A 16,753-nucleotide genomic window follows, 5' to 3' on the forward strand; every position below is an offset into this window, starting at 1 on the left:
CCCGTGCACCGGGCCGCCGGCGGGCCGTTGCCCCGGGGGCACGGGCTACCCCCGTCGCCCCGGGAAGCGGGACGACGGCGGGCGGCCCGTACTCACCCCGTTCAGAGCCTGTCGGGTGACCTCTGATCGGGCGGCCACGCCCTGGCACACACGCTTCCCGCGTTGCCGAAATGTCCTAGTAGCTCCGCTACGAGAACATCCCGCCGCCTTGGAATCGCACGCACCAGACCGCGTCCGCTATCCGATCGAAGGTCACCCGACAGGCTCTCAGCCGTTGAGCAGCACAGGGAAGGACTCCATGTCGTTCTGCGTCATCACCGGCAGCTTGCGGAGCTCCCCGTCCGGCACGGCGAGCCTCAGCCCGGGAAAGCGGCCGAACAGTGCGGGCAGGGCGATCCCCGCCTCGACCCGGGAGAGCGCCGCACCGGGGCAGATGTGCGGGCCGTGACCGAAGGTCATGTGGCGGATCGGCGTGGGCCGGGTGATGTCGAAGGCGTCGGCGTCCGGCCCGTGCTGTTCGACGTCGCGGCCGATGACCCGATAGGAGATGACGACGCCCTCGCCCTTGGCGATCACCTGGTCGCCGACCTGGATGTCCTCCGTCGCGAACCGCATCAGCAGATGGGTGGTGGGGGTGTCCCAGCGCAGCGTCTCCTCGATCACCGTCTCCCACGGGATCTCGCCGTCGAGCACCATGCGCAGCTGGTCGGGGTGGGCGAGCAGGGCCCGTACCGCATTGAGGATCAGCCCGATGGTGGTCTCGTGACCTGCCGCCACCATGGCCTTGAGGTTGCCGACCACTTCCTCCTCGGTGAGCGGCTCTCCGCCCTCGTCGGCCAGGATGAGCGCACTGGTGAGGTCGTCCGTCGGCTGCGCGGTCTTCTTGCGGACGAGCGCCGCGTAGAAAACGTCCAGCTCGGCGAGCAGGGCCAGCCGCTCCTCCTGCGGGGTGAGCATGGAGAAGAACGCCTTGTACTTCTTCGTCAGCATAGGGTGCTCGGCTTCGTCCACACCCATCAGCATGCCGACCACCCGCATGGGCAGCGGCTGGGCGAACACGGACTTGAGGTCGACGACACCGTCCTTGCCCTGCTCGGCCAGGGCGTCCAGCAGCTCCTCGGTGAACTTCTCGATGTCCGGGCGGATGGCCTCCAGCCGGCGTGGTGTGATCGCCTGGGAGGTCTTGGTGCGCAGCCGCCGGTGTTCCGCGCCGTCCACGGTGAACATGGACCGCCCGGCATCGATCATGCCGATCAGCGGCCAGGCGTGCGTCACCGCACCGCTCTGCCAGAGCCCCCAGGCGTCGAGGTCCTTCACCAGACGTGGGTCGACGAGGAGTTCACGCGCCTCGGCATGCCGGGTGACGGTCCAGGCAGGAACCCCGAGCAGCTCGATCCTGGCGAGCGGCCCTGCGTCGCGCAGGCGTGCCGTCTCTCCGTCCAGGTCCTGGACCATGGGGTCGATGACCACGGCCCCGCCCCCCGGAGTGGCCTCGTGAGCGGCGGCGTGAGGACAGTTCAAGAGAAGTCTCCTGTCATGCGTACGGGCGTGAACTGGACGGGCAGCGAGGTCATCCCTCGCAGGAAGGCGGACTGCCGCCGGACGAGCGTCTGCGCGGGCACTGCGAGGGCGAGGTCGGGCAACCGGTCGAGGAGCACCTCGATACCGGTACGGGCGATGGTCTCGGCGATCTCCTGCGCGGGGAACGGGCAGCGGTACTCGCCGTGGCTGAAGGCCAGGTGGGCGCTGTTGCCGCCCTGTCCGGACATTCCCTCGGTGGCGATGCGCTGCCGTACGTGCGGGTCGGAGTTGGCCGCCCCGAGGCCGAGGAGCAGCATGTCCCCGGCGCGGATGTTCCGGCCGGCGAGCCGGGTGTCGCGGGAGGCCCAGCGGCCGGCGAGGATCTGGGTCGGGCTCTCCTCCCAGAGAACCTCGTTCATCGCCTCGGCCACACTGTGCCGGCCCCCGGCCAGGGAGTCGGCGAACAGGTCGTCGGTGAGCATCAGCCGCAGGGAGTTACTGATCCAGTCGGCGGTGGTCAGATGTCCGGCGGCGGTGATGGCCATCAGGTCGAGGACGTATTCCTCGTCGGTGAACGGTTCGTGGTAGGCCAGCATCCTGGAGGTCACGTCGTCCCCGGGCACGGCACGCTTGGCCGTGACCAGCCGCTGCATGTGCTCCCCGAACCGCACATGCGCACTCTGCGCCTCGGGACCGCCGTCGGCGAGGTCCTTCAGCACCTGTGCGATGTCCGCTCCCTCCGCGTCCGGGAAGCCTACGAGCCTGGCGAGGACCAGGACGGGCAGCGGCTCGGCGAACTCGGCCACCAGATCGGCCGCACCGCGCGTGCAGACGGCGTCGACGAGCCGGTCGGCCAACTCCTCGCAGTGGCGCCGGATTTCGAACGGATCGGCGCCCTCCAGGGCCGGCCCCACCATGTCGGCGTGGCGGCGGTGCTCGGCGCCCGCGGTGAAGTAGATCGACGGCATGGGGCGACCGACCATCGGGAGCAGTGGCCAGTCCTCGGGAATGTTCTCCCACTGGTTCCAGAGTCCGACGTCCCGGGGGAACAACTCGCCGTCACTGGTGACCTGGTGAAGTTCCCGGTATCCGATGACCAGCCAGGCGGGAAACCCGCCCGGCAGCTCGACGGGGACGACAGGCCCGCGATCACGTCGCATGGTGCGGTAGAGGGCCTGGGGCTCGGTGTGGAATTCGGGACCACTGAGCGGCACCGCGGCCGAACCGTGCCGTACCGGACAGCCGTCGCCGGTGGGCGTTTCGGGGTCGGGCGCGGGCATGGCGGAAGAGGGGCGCGTCATCGAACTGACTCCTGTGGCGGCGGCTTCGCGTTGCGGAACCAAGATCAACGCGACACCACTATAGGGATGCCGAGTGAAGGTTCAGGCGTCAATCGCGACCGATCTCGACACTTTGGCGATCACAAGAAGCAGACACCGAAGCACGTTTGATCACAAACGGGGTGAACTCCCCCAGTGCACCACTCCTTCCACGCCGCCGACGATTACACCTCCATCAACCGCAAGTGCCCCCAGTTGCGGGAGCGACTGCTAGCAGGCTCGCTGTCCGCTGCGAGGCAACCCGCAATCAATGCCGCCAGCCGCTGTCCGGCGCGGCTGCAGTCCGCCTGCCGCGGCTCCAGCGGCGGACCCGTACGGATGTGTCAGGCCTCGGGCTGCACGGCGTCGGGGTGCAGGACCCGGGCGAGGAAGGCCTTGGTCCGGGGGTGCTCCGGCCGGGCCAGTACATCCTCCGGGGCGCCCTCCTCCACCACTCGGCCGTCGTCCATGAAGACCACGCGGTCGGCGACGTCGCGGGCGAAGCCCATCTCGTGGGTGACGACCATCATCGTCATGCCTTCGTCGGCCAGGGTGCGCATGACCCCCAGTACGTCGCCCACCAGTTCGGGGTCGAGCGCGCTGGTCGGCTCGTCGAAGAGCATCAGCCCGGGCCCCATCGACAGGGCCCGCGCGATGGCCACACGCTGCTGCTGCCCGCCGGAGAGCTGGGAGGGGAAGCTGTCCTCGCGGTCGGCCAGGCCGACTTTGGCGAGGTTCTCCCGGGCGACGCAGCCGGCTTCCTCCCTGCCGCGTCCGAGAACCCGACGCTGAGCGATCGTCAGGTTGTCCAGGACGTTCAGATGAGGAAAGAGGTTGAACTGCTGGAAGACCATGCCGATCCGCCGGCGCATCGCGTCCAGATCGATGTCCGGATCGGTCATGTCGACACCGCCGACGGTGACCGTGCCGCTGGTCGGTTCCTCCAGCAGATTCACACAGCGAAGCAGGGTCGACTTCCCCGACCCCGAGGGGCCGACGACGCATACGACCTCGCCGGAGGCGACCGTGAAGTCGATACCGCGCAGCACTTCGACGTCGCCGAACGACTTGTGCAGCCCCTGGATCTCGATCGCCGCAGTCATGTCCGCCATCCCGTGATCACCTCGCCTGTGCATGACGGGCCTCGAGGCGCCGTACGAGATAGCCGAGCGGGACAGTGACCAGGAGGTAGCACAGGCCCGCGACGAAAATGGGGGTGGTGTTGGCCGTCGTACTGGCCAAGTCGCGCCCGAACTTGGTGAGTTCACGCTGCTGAAGGGTGACGCCCAGGAACAGCACCAGTGAGGAGTCCTTGAAGAGCAGGACCAGTTCGTTGGTGAGCGGCGGCACGATGATCCGGAAGGCCTGAGGGATCACGATCGACCGCATCGCAGTGGCGTGCGACATGCCCAGCGTGCGCGCCGCCTCCAGTTGGCCGCGCGGTACGGCCTGGATGCCCGCCCGGATGGTCTCGGCCATGTACGCGGCGGAGACCAGGCCGAGGGCGCAGGCGACCTGCCCGTACGTCTCCCCGGGGAAGGCGATCCCCGGGAAGGCGAGCGGAACACCCACCCCGACGAAGATGAAGATCAGCAGGGCGGGCAGGCCGCGGAAGAACTCGATGTACGCCATCGCGAGCCAGCGGTACGGCGCAACGGACGACAGCCGCATCAGGGCCACTACGAGGGACTGGCAGCGTCGGCACCCGCCAGAGTTGTCGGCTTCCGCCTGACCCAGTCATCTGCTTCCGCCGACCGCACGTGCGGAGCCGTCCGACCCAACTGCTCGCCTCCAGGCCGGCGGGCAGTGTCACTGGCCCGTGCTTGACTGCCTGGTCATGGACGACCAGGAGCTGCTCGCGGGTATTGAAGCTGGTCAACCCGCTCTCCGACGAGGAGCCGGCGCTGCGCACCACGCTGCTGCCGGGGCTGCTGACCGCGCTGCGCCGCAACATCGGCCGGGGCAACACCGACCTGGCGATCTTCGAGACGGGCCTGGTGTTCCTGCCCAGGGGCAAGGCAGCGGTCCCGCCGCGGCTGCCCGTCGACCGCCGGCCCACCGACGCCGAGCTGGCCGCTCCGGACGCCGCGCTGCCCGACCAGCCGCGCCGCGCCGCCGTGGCGCTGGCCGGCGAACGGGAGCCCGCCGGCTGGTGGGGCGCCGCTCGCCCGTCCGGCTGGGCCGACGCGATCGAGGTCGGTCGCGAGGTGGCGCGGGCCGCCGGGGTCGAGCTGATCGTCCGTCAGGACCAGCACGCACCGTGACATCCCGGCCGCTGCGCCGCCCTGCTGGTGGCCGGTGCCGACGGCACTGGTCGGCCATGCGGGTGAGCTGCACCCCCGGGTGGTCAAGGCGCTGAATCTTCCAGAGCGCACCTGCGCCATGGAGATCGACCTGGACCTGTTCTCCGCCGACGGCGAGCAGCCGGTGGTGGCGCCGGCGGTGTCCACCTACCCGGTGGCCACCCAGGATGTCGCCCTGGTGGTGGACGCCGCCGTGCCCGCCGCCGAGGTCGAGGCCGCGCTGCGGGCCGGCGCCGGTCCGCTGCTGGAGTCGCTGCGGTTGTTCGACGTCTTCACTGGCGAGCAGCTCGGCGAGGGTCGCAAGTCGCTGGCCTACGCGCTGCGCTTCCGTGCCCCGGACCGCACGCTGACCGCCGACGAGGCCAGTGCGGCCCGCGAGGCCGCGGTCGCCGAGGCGGTCGCCCGCACCGGCGCAGTCCTGCGCGGCGCCTGACGCACCGGCAGACGCCCCGGCTCGGCATGTCCGAGCTGGGGCTTTTCCATACACGCACACTACATACAAACTATTGAGCGACCCCAGGTCTATGCCCTAGGTTCATCTCTCATGCGCTCGGCCGCGGGCAACAGGCCCGCGGCCGTTTGCGCGACGAAATGGAGGCCATGCATGGATCTGCGCTCTGTCTTCTCACCCCGGACCGCATACCCGCGGTACCGCCGAACGGCATCTGCCTTGCTCGGCCTCACCATGGCCGCAGCCCTCACCGCGCTACCGGCGACACCATCCCTCGCAGCCCCGCAGGCCGCCACCGGCCCGCTCCTCAGCTATTTCGTCAACACCCATCCCGGACATGCCGCCGCCCTCGTTGCCGAGCAGCAGATCGCGCAGGCCGGCGGCACCGTCGTGCACTCCTACGAGCAGATAGGCGTGGTGGTCGCGCACTCCGACAACCCCGCCTTCGCGGGGACGCTGCGCGCCACCCGCCTCTTCGACTCGGTCGGCGCCACCCGCACCGCCCCCCTCGCCCCGGCCCTGGAGAGCAACCCGGTCGAGCTGAGCGCCGAGGAGGCCGCCGCTGCCGACAGCGCGGCCGATGCCGGGCAGGAGCCGCTGGAGCCCCTGCAGTGGGACATCCGCGCCATCAAGGCCGATCAGGCGCACGCCGTCAGCCTCGGCAGCAGACGCGTCCTGGTGGGCGTGATCGACACCGGCGTGGACGACACCCACCCCGACCTGGCGCCCAACTTCGACGCCGCGGACTCCGTCAGCTGCGTCAGCGGCGCCCCCGACACCACTCCCGGAGCCTGGCGGCCCACCGCGGGAGCCCCGGGCGACTACCACGGCACCCATGTCGCCGGAACCATCGCCGCCGCCCGCAACGGCATCGGCGTCACCGGAGTGGCCCCAGGCGTCCGAGTGGCCGCCATCAAGGTGTCCGAGCCGACCAAGAGCCGCTTCTACCCGGAGAGCGTGGTCTGCGGCTTCGTCTGGGCCGCCGAACACCACGTGGACATCACCAACAACAGCTACTACACCGACCCCTGGTACTTCAACTGCCTCAACGACCCCGACCAGAAGGCCGTCGTGGAGGCGGTGCGCCGCGCTGCCGGCTACGCCACCGACCGCGGAACCCTCCATGTCGCCTCGGCCGGAAACAAGAACTGGGACCTGGCGGCCAGGTCCATCACCGACACCTACAGCCCCAACGACGGCACCCCCGTCAACCGGGAGGTCAACCCGCGCGAATGCCTGGACCTGCCCTCCGGCCTGCCCGGTGTGGTGACCGTCGCGGCCACCGGCGCCCTGAACCTCAAGTCGTCGTACTCCAACTACGGCCAGACCGTCATCGACGTGGCCGCGCCCGGCGGTGACTGGAGCTTCTACCAGCCGCCGCAGGCCCCGGCGGTCAGCGGAGGCATCCTGTCCACCATGCCGAACGGCGACTACGGCCACCTCAACGGCACCTCCATGGCGTCCCCGCACGTCGCCGGGGTGGCCGCGCTGCTGAAGAGCACTCACCCGGACGCCTCGCCGCACCAGATCGCGAAGATGCTGGAGCAGCAGGCGGACGCCCTCAGCTGCCCGGTGCCGTACGACATCGACCGTAACGCCGTCTGCCAGGGCGGCACGCCCTACAACGGCTTCTACGGGCACGGCCTGGTGAACGCACTCCGGGCGGTCACCCGCTGAAGTACCCACGGCCCGCGCGCCTCGGGGAGTGATGCACACCGCGACCTCGCCCCCCTCACCGTCCGGCAGGGTGCGGAACGAGAAGCACGCCGTTGCGTCGTCTCCGGAATTCCAACTGCCTGGGCGGGGCCGTCGCACGTCCAAGTCACGCACCCGAAGCGCACGCCCCCCGAGGCCCCGACCGGACACCACCGGCCGGGGCCGCGCCACGCTCTGCAGATATATCAACTAGCGGAGCAGGTATCCTCCGGTCTCATCGAGGGAGATCTCGAAGGATCGTTGCAAGAACTGTCGCAACTTCGATCCCTGTGTGCGGGTTCCCACTTGCATGCACGTCGATCATGTGGCGTGTGGGCCTGTTCTACGTCGGCTCGGTGGTCCTGCTCACGCTGCTGCTGCCGGGCTCGGTCTACTCCGCGGGCGAGAGCCCCTTCGTCACCGTCCTGTCGAAGATCGGCGTTTCGGCGGCCGGCGACGTGATGAACCTCGTCGTCCTGACCGCCGCGATGTCCTCGCTGAACTCAGGCCTCTACTCCACCGGCCGCATCCTGCGCTCCATGGCGATGGCGGGCTCGGCGCCGAAGTTCACGGCGAGGATGAACCGCAGCCAGGTCCCCTACGGCGGCATTCTGCTCACCTGCGGGGTGTGCGCGCTCGGGGACGCTGACATCGCCGTCACCGGATGGTCACGGGAACGGGGCGACGTGGTCGACTGGACGACGGCCGAGACCCGGCTCGGAACAGCCCTGCCCGGTGACTACAAAAGACTGGTCGAGCTGTTCGGGTATGGAGCATTCGGCGACTATCTCAGTCTCCTGCTCGCCGGCGGGCCGCCCGGGGGCCTCGACATCGTCAAGTTCAACGAGTTCTGGGCTCGGTGCGCCGCAACTGACGGCGACGGCCCGTGGAAACCGTACCGTCTGTATCCGGGAACGTCTCGACACGTGGGGCATCCCGTACGGAAGCGACGTCCACGACGTGCTGACGCTGATCGTGGCGGAGCTCAGCGCCAACGCCGTACGTCACGGGCGCGTACCCGGCCGCGACTTCCGTCTCCGGCTCTCCGCCGAGGGCGCGACCCTGCGCGTGGAGGTCACCGACTCACGCGGCGAGAGCATCCCCGCCCTCACGGAACCGTCGGACGACCTGGATGCGGGCCGCGGCCTCCTCCTGGTGGCCGCACTCACCGACCGCTGGGGCTGGTATCCGTGCGTCGACGGACCTGGCAAGACGGTTTGGGCCGTACTGGACGTAGGACTGGCGTAGGCGCTCATCCCCTCACGTAGCCGCCCCGCCCTGCCGGCCCAAATCCGTCCACAGCCCCGCCTGCGGCTGGCCGCCGTCAACCGGGATGTGGGCACCGTCCGCAACCGGCAGTGCCAGCGCATCAAGAAGCCGATCAAAAACACCTTCGAGGTCAGGAAACGGGACCAGCCCCGCACTCCAAGTATCGTCCACTACACACTCAGAGTCACTCGATACCTCACCCGACCTGCGGAAACGCGGTAAGTCACCGGCATTGCAGCTCAGAAGGCACTTTCGCTTTCCCGCTCAAGATCCGGACACCGCCGCAAGTGAAACGCAGGGGCTACCGGCGCGCTCTTCACCTGGGGGATGAGGTTTTCGGCAAGCGCAAGGTGCCCCGGGTTTCACGTCCCCAGCTGCGGGAGCACCTCACTCGCGATGAGTTCCAGGTGGTCGAGGTCAGTGAAGTCGGTCAGTCGCAGATGGATCCGACTCGCGCCGATCGCAGCGAACTCGCCGAGCCGCTCGACGATCTGGGCCGGGGATCCGACCACCGGATCCTCCGGCGGCAGCGCGCTCTTGACGTGCAGCGGGGCGGCCCGCCGCTGCGCCTCCGCGTCGGTACGGCCGACCGCGACCACGACACCGGCCGAGAGCACCAGCGGTGGCCGACCGGTGTCGGCCCGGCCGGTCCGGTCGCATGCCTCGGCCACCCGCTGGTACGCCTGCGCCGTCTCTGCCACCGACTTGAAGGGCATGTTGAACTCGTCGGCATACCGGGCGGCCAGCGCCGGGGTGCGCTTGGGGCCGCGGCCCCCGACGATGATCGGCGGCCCCGGCACCTGCACCGGTTTCGGCAGGGCGGGCGCGTCGACCAGCCGGTAGTGGTCGCCGCGGTAGCTGAAACTCTCGCCGACCGGTGTCCGCCACAGGCCGGTGATCACGGCCAGCTGCTCCTCCAGCTGGTCGAAGCGCACGCCGACGGCCGGGAACGGGATGCCGTACGAGGTGTGCTCCCGTTCGTACCAGCCGGCGCCGATGCCCAGCTCTACCCGCCCGCCGCTCATCCGGTCGACCTGCGCCACCATCACGGCCAGCGGGCCGGGCAGCCGGAAGGTGGCCGACGTGACCAGGGTGCCCAGCCGGATCCGGGAGGTCTCCCGGGCGAGCGCGCTCAGCGTCAGCCACGCGTCGGTAGGGCCGGGCAGCCCGGGATCGGCGCCCATCGCCTGGTAGTGGTCGGCCCGGAAGAAGCCCTCGAACCCGCCGGCCTCGACGAGTCGTACGAAGCGCAGCTGATCGTCGTAGTCGGCGCCGCGGTGCGGCTCGGTGAAGACGCAGATCCGCACGGTCATCGCCCTTCCGTTCCGGTCGGCGCCGACATGTCCCGTTCCATCAGCAGCTCGTGCAGGTCGGCGCTGCACCGGGCCACTTCGCCGAGATGCGCGGTACGGCCCAGCGTCCTCGGCCGGGGGATGTCGACGTCGACCACCTTGCGGATCCGGCCCGGGCGCGGGCTGAGCACCACCACACGGTCAGCGAGCAGCACGGCCTCGTCTATCGAGTGGGTGACAAAGACGACGGTGGCGGAGTTCTCCATGTGGACCCGCTGCAGCTCCACCGCGAGTTCCGCGCGGGTGAGTGCGTCGAGCGCGGAAAACGGCTCGTCCATGAGCAGCACGCGGGGCTCGCCGATCAGCGACCGGCACAGCGAGACACGCTGCTGCATACCGCCGGAGAGCTCGTGCGGCCGGTGCTTCTCGAATCCGCCCAGGCCGGCCGTTTCCAGCAGCCGGTGCGCCCGGGCGCGGTGCTCGGCCTTGCTCCAGCCGAAGATCTCCACGGGCAGCAGGACGTTGTCGAGAACGGACCGCCAGGGCAGCAGGGCCGGCCGCTGGAACAGCATGGCGACGTCCCGCCGGGCTCCGGTGACTCGATCGCCGCCGATGGTGATCTCACCCTCGGTGGCCGGCAGCAGTCCGGCCATCAGCCGGAGCAGTGTGGACTTGCCGCATCCGGACCGGCCCACCACCGCCACGAACTCGCCCTCGGCAATGTGGAGGTCGACGCCCTGGAGCGCCACCGTCGAACCGGACCGGCCGGTGAAGGTCCGGGACGCACCGGTGAGTCTGATCATCCGGCGGTCTCCCCCATCCACTGGCGATGAACAATGCGGCCGGTTCGTAACTCCCGGTCAGGTTAGCCGGATCAGGCGGCTCAGCGGTACCTGTCGTCCTGTCAGTAAATTCTTCGTACCAGGTGTCACACAGGCGGGGTTCTCGTACGCTGTTACCCGCGCGAAGTGTCATGTACTCCGGCGGTTCCGTTACGCCGTTCTGTCTCGACGACCCCCTCCGCCGACGCAGGTCCGCGGTCGGAAAGGACAATACGGTGCACATGAACAGACTCGCCCGTACGGTCGCCGCGGTGGCCCTGGCCACGGCGCTGGGGCTGGCTTCGGGGTGCGGCGGATCGGACTCCGACACGGCTGCCGATGCGGGCGGCACGAAGTTGGAGAAGGTGACCTACCTGACCTCGTTCGGCAACTTCGGCCGGGACGCGTACGCCTGGGTCGCGAAGGACAAGGGATTCTTCAAGAAGGCCGGCTTCGACGTGGACATCAAGCCGGGCCAGGGCACCGGCGGCGTGATTCCGGCCGTCGTGAGCGACCAGGCGCATTTCGGCCCGATCGACCTGACGGGTGGTCTGCTGCACATGGGCAGCGGCCAGGCGAAGGACTTCGTCGCGGTGGCCGCCATCCAGCAGCGCACCATGGCCGCGATCGCCACCACCGAGGGCAAGGGCATCGCCGCCCCGAAGGACCTCGAGGGCAAGCGTCTCGCCGACACACCCGGCTCCGTCGTACGCAACCTCTTCCCGACGTACGCCCGACTGGCCGGGATGGACGCCAACAAGGTGACCTGGGTCAACGGCGACGCGCAGACCCTGATGGGCACGCTCGCCAGCGGCTCGGTGGACGGCATCGGCCAGTTCGTGGTGGGCAAGCCGACCATCGAGGCGGTGACCAAGAAGAAGGCCGTCCTGCTGCCGTACAGCGACGTGATGCCCGATCTTTACGGAAACGTACTGATCACCTCGACGAAGATCGCCGAGCAGAAGCCGGAGATGGTGAAGCGGTTCACCACCGCGCTGCTCAAGGGCCTGGAGTACAGCCTGGCCAACTCGAAGGAGGCCGCCGAGATCCTGAAGCGCAATGTGGACGCCACGAACCCGGCTGCTGCGGCAGCCGAGTTGGATCTGATGGCCGCGTACGTCACGCCTGGCGGTTCCGGCACCGCGATCGGGACGCTGGACTCCGGACGGGTCGCGAGAAGCATCGCGATCCTGCAGGACGCGGGTGCGCTGCCGCAGGGCATGACCCCTGCGCAGATCATCGACTTCGACCTCGTACCGAAAGCCTGATCACACTGGTTGCCCGAACGTGCGTTCCCTGCCGGCGGCCGGCGGGGAACACCGGCACTACCGCCTCGACTCCGCGCTGAGCGGCCCGAGTAAGAGGAGGTGCCGGGGCGGCCCGAGGAGGATGGGATGACCGAACTCTCGCCGTCGCAGCAGACCTCAGCGGCGGGCCCGGAGCCGGTGCCGCGATCCGGCCTACACCGCAGGGCGGGGGCCGGCGCCGTGCTGCTGCCCTCGGCCGGGCTGCTGGTCGCCCTCGGGGTGTGGTGGCTGCTCACGTCGGTGCTGGAGATGGTCCACCCGGTGGTTCTGCCTCCGCCCGGTGCCGTGCTCTCGGCGTTCACAGCAGCCCCGGCCCGGTTCCTGGAGCACACCGGCGACACCACGGTGGAGACGCTTGTAGGCTTCGTGCTCTCCACCGCCTGCGGAGTTCTGATCGGACTGTCCCTGGCCGGCTCCCCATTACTGGAGCGGATGTTCACGCCGCTGCTGGTCGCCGTCAACGCAGTTCCGAAGATCGCGCTCGGGCCGCTGCTCGTGGGGGCGCTCGGCTGGGGACAAAAGCCGGTCCTGACCATGGTCTTTCTGCTCTGCTTCTTCCCGATCGTGCTCTCCACCGCGACCGGCCTCACGTCGACCCCGGCGGACCTGGCCGAGCTGGCGCGCTCGCTGGACGCCTCGCGCTGGCAGGCGTTCCGGAAGGTACGGCTGCCCGCCGCGCTGCCGCAGATCTTCGTCGGGCTGAAGGTGGCCATGCCGCTCGCCGCGATCGGCGCGGTCATCGGCGAGTTCCAGGCCGGTGAGAGCGGGCTGGGCTATCTGATCGTGCAGGCCGGCGGGGTCGGCGACACCGCCAGTGCCTGGGCGGCGATCATCCTGATCGGGCTCATGAGCATACTGCTCTACTTCGCATTGGTGCTGATGGAGCGGTTCGCGCTGCCCTGGGTCCGGGAAACCACCTCGCGCGGCTGACCATGGCTGGTGACCTTGTGCGTGCCGATAAAAATTCCACGAAGGTCAGAAGTCTCTATGCGCATCTTGCAAAAGGGCTCAACCTGTGGGGCTCGGAAAGTCATCGCTGCACGTCAAGCGTATCGGTACTCATTGATGGTGCCGCCAAGGACGCGGGTGCGCAGGATCCGGCGTGGATGGAACTCGGGGCTTGGGGGGAACTTCAGTGACTGGTCCACGTCCAGCGCGTGTTGGTGGATGACGATTGCAGCGTGTGACAGGCGAAGTCGCCCGGTGCTGGGCCTCCTTGGAGTAGCCAGGCCAAGACGCTGACATCGGGCGGCCGACCAGCTGAGGTCACAGGACCCGATGGTGGTCCAGCGCCATGCACCAGTGCATGTGTATCGCTTCAGCCGGCGGGACCGGACGATCGAGGTTGAAGAGCACCTGAGGAAGGAGCGAGTGCGGGCGGTTGCCCTGTCCCGCGATGAGCACCGAGTAGAGCGGCCTGCGTTCAGGCGTTTCTCGGTCCACTTCGACCAGGACAGCCACCTTGTCGTCGGGGTGCAGTGACGCCAACCGGCGATTGACCCGTTTGCCGAGCTCTGACCAGGTGGTCGTACGGGCCTGGCGTGCGTATTTTTCGAGGACGGGGCGTACGGCTGCCGCGTAGCTCAGTGTCTCCGACAGAGTGGGACGCTTGTTCAGCATGGTCAGGTGATCGCGCCATTGCTCGATATGGCGGCGATCGTCTCCGACCACCTCGACCCCCGCGAGCTCCGCCAGTTCCTCGGCCCGATTCAGGAGTCGTCTCAGCTGATCGGGATGCAAGTCGTCTCCCTCACTGTCGAGTCGATCCAGGAGAGACGACAAATCTTGCGATGTCGCGTAGAGCTCTTCGGCCCTCCTCTCCACGATCCATGCGATGAGCTCGTCAAGCGCGACCGTGGCTTCTCCGCTCCCGGCCAATTGGTCGAGGAGGAGTGCTGTCTGTTCTGCAGCCTCGACATCCTCCGCTGCCTGTGCTTCATGCGCTTGGTCCACCAACGCGTCGCGCGCTGCCCGCAGCTGGCTCGTCTCGCTGTCAAGCCGCTTCCCTTTGTCCGCCGCCGAGCTCGGGCGGACTGTTTCGGGTGCCAGTTTGCGGTGAGGGCGCGGGCTGAACAGTCTCCTTGCGAAACGCTACATAAAGGCGACGGCGGTCCGATCCCAGATTGCACGGAGTTCGGCACTCGTGAAGTCGTGCGTCCCCGCCGACAACGCGCCCGCCTTGAGTCGCAGGCTGTGATTCCTCCTGTGAGCGCGGTGCGAAGGAGCCCATAACTGACACTATGTCAGTTTTGGACGTCTTTGACGATGCCGCTGACCTGCGGAAATACGGAAGTCCGGCTGGAGTACTAGGGGTGTGGGAACCAACCGCTGCGCCCCGGTTCCCCAGGCCGGGGCGCAGCGGTTGAGGTCTACCCCCAGTCGCAGCCGGTGCCGTCGCCGTCCCGGTCGAGGTGCGCACCGTAGCCGGGCTCTCCCCGGTGCACGGGCGTAGCCCCGGCCGCGCGGGCCTCGGCACAGTTGGAGTAGTAGACGCTGCCGCTGCCATCGCTGGAGCTGCTGCCGTAGTCGGCCGCTTCCTTGGTCACCGTGACCGTCGCCGTGGCGGTCACGGTCTTGGTCACCGTCGGCGCGGGCCTGGCCTTGGCAGTGACCGTCGGCGTCGGCGTCGCCGTCACGGTCGCCGTCGCCGTCACGGTCGGGCCGGGCTTCGCCTCAGCGGCGGCCGTCTTGGAGTTGTCGTCGGCGCCCATGGCGCCGCAGCTGGTGCCGACGAGCAGCAGCAGCACGCCTCCGGCCCACACGCGCTTGCGCTTGTACAGCGGGCGGGCGTCCGGCGCGGCCGGGGCGGGCGACATGTGAGGCGCCGGGCCGGGGGGGCCGGGCTGGTTGTACGGGTTACTCATGGTCCCCCCTAGGGACTTGTGGTGGTGAGTGGAGAACAGAGTCAGCAGGACTCGGTGTCCTTGACGGCATACAGGGTGACGAGGCCGCTGGTGGGGTGCATGCCCGGGGCCGGGTCCTGGCTGCAGACGGTCCAGTTGCGGTCGAGGATCTGCAGGCGGCCCTGGCCGCTGGCGTCCTGGTCGTCGAGGAGGAAGAACCCGGCGGCCTGCGCGGTGTCCTGCGCGGCCTGCAGGTCCATGCCGACCACATTCGGCAGCTCGGCCTTCTCGGCGCTGGCCGCATCCTCCGAAGCGGCGGCGTCGATGGACGCCTTCAGGTCCTCGCGGTTCTTCTCGTTGTGCTCCTGCGCCTCTTCCAGCGCCTTGTCGGCCTCGGACTTGGTCTCGGAGGGCGACGGCGTGGCGGTGACGGTCACGGCCGGGGCGGTTGTCTCGGTGCCCTCGCATGCGGTGAGCAGGGCGGCGGCCGTGACGACGACGGCGGCCAGGACGGTGGTGCGGATACTGCGGTTCATGATCCCCCCCAAGGGATACGGTTGATGAGAGCTGATGAGAGACGAGCGCAGGTCAGGCAGCGGGGCAGGTGCGGCCCTTGTTGGCCTCGAACTCGACCTCGCCGTCCTTCATGCCGGTCGCGGCCACGCCCTTGTTTCCGACGGCCTTGCGACCGTTGGCGAGCCGGTTGTCGACCTTGGCCGTGCCACCGGTGGAACAGTTGATCGAGATGAAGTACCCGGCTTCCTTGGTCAGGTTGCTGGCGACGTGGTCGAACACGGCGCGCAGGCCCTTCGTGGTGCCGACCTCGACGACGACCTCCACGGAGGCCCCGGACGACTTCTGGGAGACGATCGTATAGTCGGGCTTTGGGCTGGCGGGCTTGTTGTCCGTCTCGGGGCCGCAGGCGGTCAGCGCGAGCGCGGCGACGGCGACGAGAGCGGTGGCGATGGTGTGGCGGGACACCTTCATGGTGGGTGTTCTCCTTGGCGGGTATTTGCTGCTGCGCGCCGTGCTGGCGCGCTGGGTTTGTGTCCCTGCGAGCGCAGATGGGTGTCGTACCCCGCGGGCATGTCCATCCCGCCTTGCCGCCAATCGTGCAGGTGTCGCAAGGCCTGGAGGTTGTCGACCCGTACTTCGACCGGTTGGCCGGGGTGCGCGGCGAGCACCGCTTTGAGACCCCAGTAAACGGAACGGAGCTCTGTCACTACGACACGGGAATGGGCGTGCACGAGGTATCGCGGGTAGACGTGGGCGCGCAGCCCCGTATGGCCGGTGGTGGCGAGGTAGCCGGATGCGACTCTGTCGGGCCCGACGGAGGCGTCCGTGGCCAGGACGACCGGTCCGGAGACAGCCTTCACCTTGTCGTTCAAGCACACCTGTCGGTGAGCCCCGGTCGCGGGGCGAGTTGCGTGGGTGAGTGGGGAGCGGCGTCCCATGGTGGTCCCTCGTGGTCACGATGGCGATGGCAGGGCAGGCCGCGGCGACGCAATGTCGGGCGTGGGACGGGCGGTACCGGGCCCCCTGACAGTGCTGCGGGTGATTGGTCAGCCGGTGGCGCCGCCGGCCCGGATTCGGGCGTAGAGGGTGAGGAAGAGTTCGAGCTCCTCGGCCTCCTCCGCGGTCACCCGTCCGGTGGCGAGACGATCGCGGGCGTCGTGGTGGGCGCGGCGCAGGTGGCCGGTGTGCTCCAGGTGGTGCCAGAGGAGACGGAAGGTCTGCTGGTGGTCGTAGAGACTGGTCTCGTACGACCGAGTGGTGATGTGCCGGACCTGGACCATCAGGGCCCGGAAGTTCTGCCGGTCGTCGCCCTGGAGCAGCTGTGTCAGGTGGCGCTGATACACAGCCAGTTCCGGCTCACCAGTCGTGTCCAAGCAGCCCCTCCCTCTTATCGATGCGTTGCCGGGTTCGCTGTCG

General features: G+C 68.9%; 14 protein-coding genes and 3 pseudogenes. 6 read left to right on the top strand and 11 right to left on the bottom strand.

The window, feature by feature from the left end; all coding sequences use genetic code 11:
- Positions 1-267: 267 nt before the first annotated feature.
- From ACWD6R_RS03055 to ACWD6R_RS03070, 4 genes and pseudogenes are all read right to left on the bottom strand, one after another.
- A complete protein-coding gene (locus ACWD6R_RS03055) occupies positions 268-1,521 on the bottom strand; it encodes a cytochrome P450 family protein (RefSeq protein WP_451817089.1) in 1,254 nt (417 codons plus the stop codon).
- Entirely contained in the window at positions 1,518-2,822 is a 1,305-nt protein-coding gene (locus tag ACWD6R_RS03060) for a cytochrome P450 (RefSeq protein WP_451817090.1), read from the bottom strand. The genes ACWD6R_RS03055 and ACWD6R_RS03060 overlap by 4 nt, the downstream gene beginning before the upstream one ends.
- A gap of 362 nt (positions 2,823-3,184) precedes the next feature.
- Positions 3,185-3,952, bottom strand: coding sequence for an amino acid ABC transporter ATP-binding protein (locus tag ACWD6R_RS03065; RefSeq protein WP_451817091.1), 768 nt, complete (start codon positions 3,950-3,952; stop codon positions 3,185-3,187).
- 7 nt (positions 3,953-3,959) lie between these two features.
- Positions 3,960-4,526, bottom strand: a pseudogene (locus tag ACWD6R_RS03070) (amino acid ABC transporter permease); the annotation flags it as partial.
- Positions 4,527-4,699: 173 nt separating this feature from the next.
- Here ACWD6R_RS03070 and ACWD6R_RS03075 point away from each other — a divergent pair.
- The 4 genes and pseudogenes from ACWD6R_RS03075 to ACWD6R_RS03090 all read left to right on the top strand — a co-directional run.
- Positions 4,700-5,576, top strand: a pseudogene (locus tag ACWD6R_RS03075) (phenylalanine--tRNA ligase subunit beta-related protein); the annotation flags it as partial.
- Positions 5,577-5,747: 171 nt separating this feature from the next.
- Positions 5,748-7,271, top strand: a complete 1,524-nt coding sequence (locus tag ACWD6R_RS03080) for a S8 family peptidase (RefSeq protein WP_451817092.1) — start codon at positions 5,748-5,750, stop codon at positions 7,269-7,271.
- A 326-nt stretch (positions 7,272-7,597) separates the two neighbouring features.
- Positions 7,598-7,930, top strand: a pseudogene (locus ACWD6R_RS03085) (amino acid permease); the annotation flags it as partial.
- Between the two features lie 127 nt (positions 7,931-8,057).
- The gene (locus tag ACWD6R_RS03090) at positions 8,058-8,537 is read left to right on the top strand and encodes an ATP-binding protein (protein ID WP_451817093.1); all 480 of its coding nucleotides are present in this window, start codon (positions 8,058-8,060) and stop codon (positions 8,535-8,537) included.
- 383 nt (positions 8,538-8,920) lie between these two features.
- Here ACWD6R_RS03090 and ACWD6R_RS03095 read toward each other — a convergent pair whose 3' ends face one another.
- The gene (locus ACWD6R_RS03095) at positions 8,921-9,865 is read right to left on the bottom strand and encodes an LLM class F420-dependent oxidoreductase (protein ID WP_451817210.1); all 945 of its coding nucleotides are present in this window, start codon (positions 9,863-9,865) and stop codon (positions 8,921-8,923) included.
- A 2-nt stretch (positions 9,866-9,867) separates the two neighbouring features.
- Complete coding sequence (locus ACWD6R_RS03100) at positions 9,868-10,653, bottom strand: ABC transporter ATP-binding protein (protein WP_451817094.1); 786 nt, start codon at positions 10,651-10,653, stop codon at positions 9,868-9,870.
- A 260-nt stretch (positions 10,654-10,913) separates the two neighbouring features.
- On the opposite strand from ACWD6R_RS03100, the gene ACWD6R_RS03105 reads away from it, so the two are divergent.
- Together ACWD6R_RS03105 and ACWD6R_RS03110 are read left to right on the top strand one after the other, a co-directional pair.
- Positions 10,914-11,939 carry an ABC transporter substrate-binding protein gene (locus tag ACWD6R_RS03105; protein WP_451817211.1) on the top strand — a complete coding sequence of 342 codons (1,026 nt, stop codon included), beginning with the start codon at positions 10,914-10,916 and terminating at the stop codon, positions 11,937-11,939.
- Positions 11,940-12,065: 126 nt separating this feature from the next.
- Entirely contained in the window at positions 12,066-12,908 is an 843-nt protein-coding gene (locus ACWD6R_RS03110) for an ABC transporter permease (protein WP_451817095.1), read from the top strand.
- 336 nt (positions 12,909-13,244) lie between these two features.
- Here ACWD6R_RS03110 and ACWD6R_RS03115 read toward each other — a convergent pair whose 3' ends face one another.
- The 5 genes from ACWD6R_RS03115 to ACWD6R_RS03135 form a co-directional block, all read right to left on the bottom strand.
- On the bottom strand, positions 13,245-13,931 hold the full coding sequence (locus ACWD6R_RS03115) for a hypothetical protein (protein WP_451817096.1): 687 nt from the start codon (positions 13,929-13,931) through the stop codon (positions 13,245-13,247).
- Between the two features lie 416 nt (positions 13,932-14,347).
- Positions 14,348-14,842 carry an excalibur calcium-binding domain-containing protein gene (locus ACWD6R_RS03120; protein ID WP_451817097.1) on the bottom strand — a complete coding sequence of 165 codons (495 nt, stop codon included), beginning with the start codon at positions 14,840-14,842 and terminating at the stop codon, positions 14,348-14,350.
- Positions 14,843-14,883: 41 nt separating this feature from the next.
- Entirely contained in the window at positions 14,884-15,357 is a 474-nt protein-coding gene (locus tag ACWD6R_RS03125; protein ID WP_451817098.1) for a hypothetical protein, read from the bottom strand.
- 52 nt (positions 15,358-15,409) lie between these two features.
- A complete protein-coding gene (locus tag ACWD6R_RS03130) occupies positions 15,410-15,808 on the bottom strand; it encodes a hypothetical protein (protein ID WP_451817099.1) in 399 nt (132 codons plus the stop codon).
- Between the two features lie 575 nt (positions 15,809-16,383).
- Positions 16,384-16,710, bottom strand: a complete 327-nt coding sequence (locus ACWD6R_RS03135) for a hypothetical protein (protein WP_451817100.1) — start codon at positions 16,708-16,710, stop codon at positions 16,384-16,386.
- Positions 16,711-16,753 lie beyond the last annotated feature (43 nt).

The organism is Streptomyces sp. NPDC005151 (genome assembly GCF_053599875.1).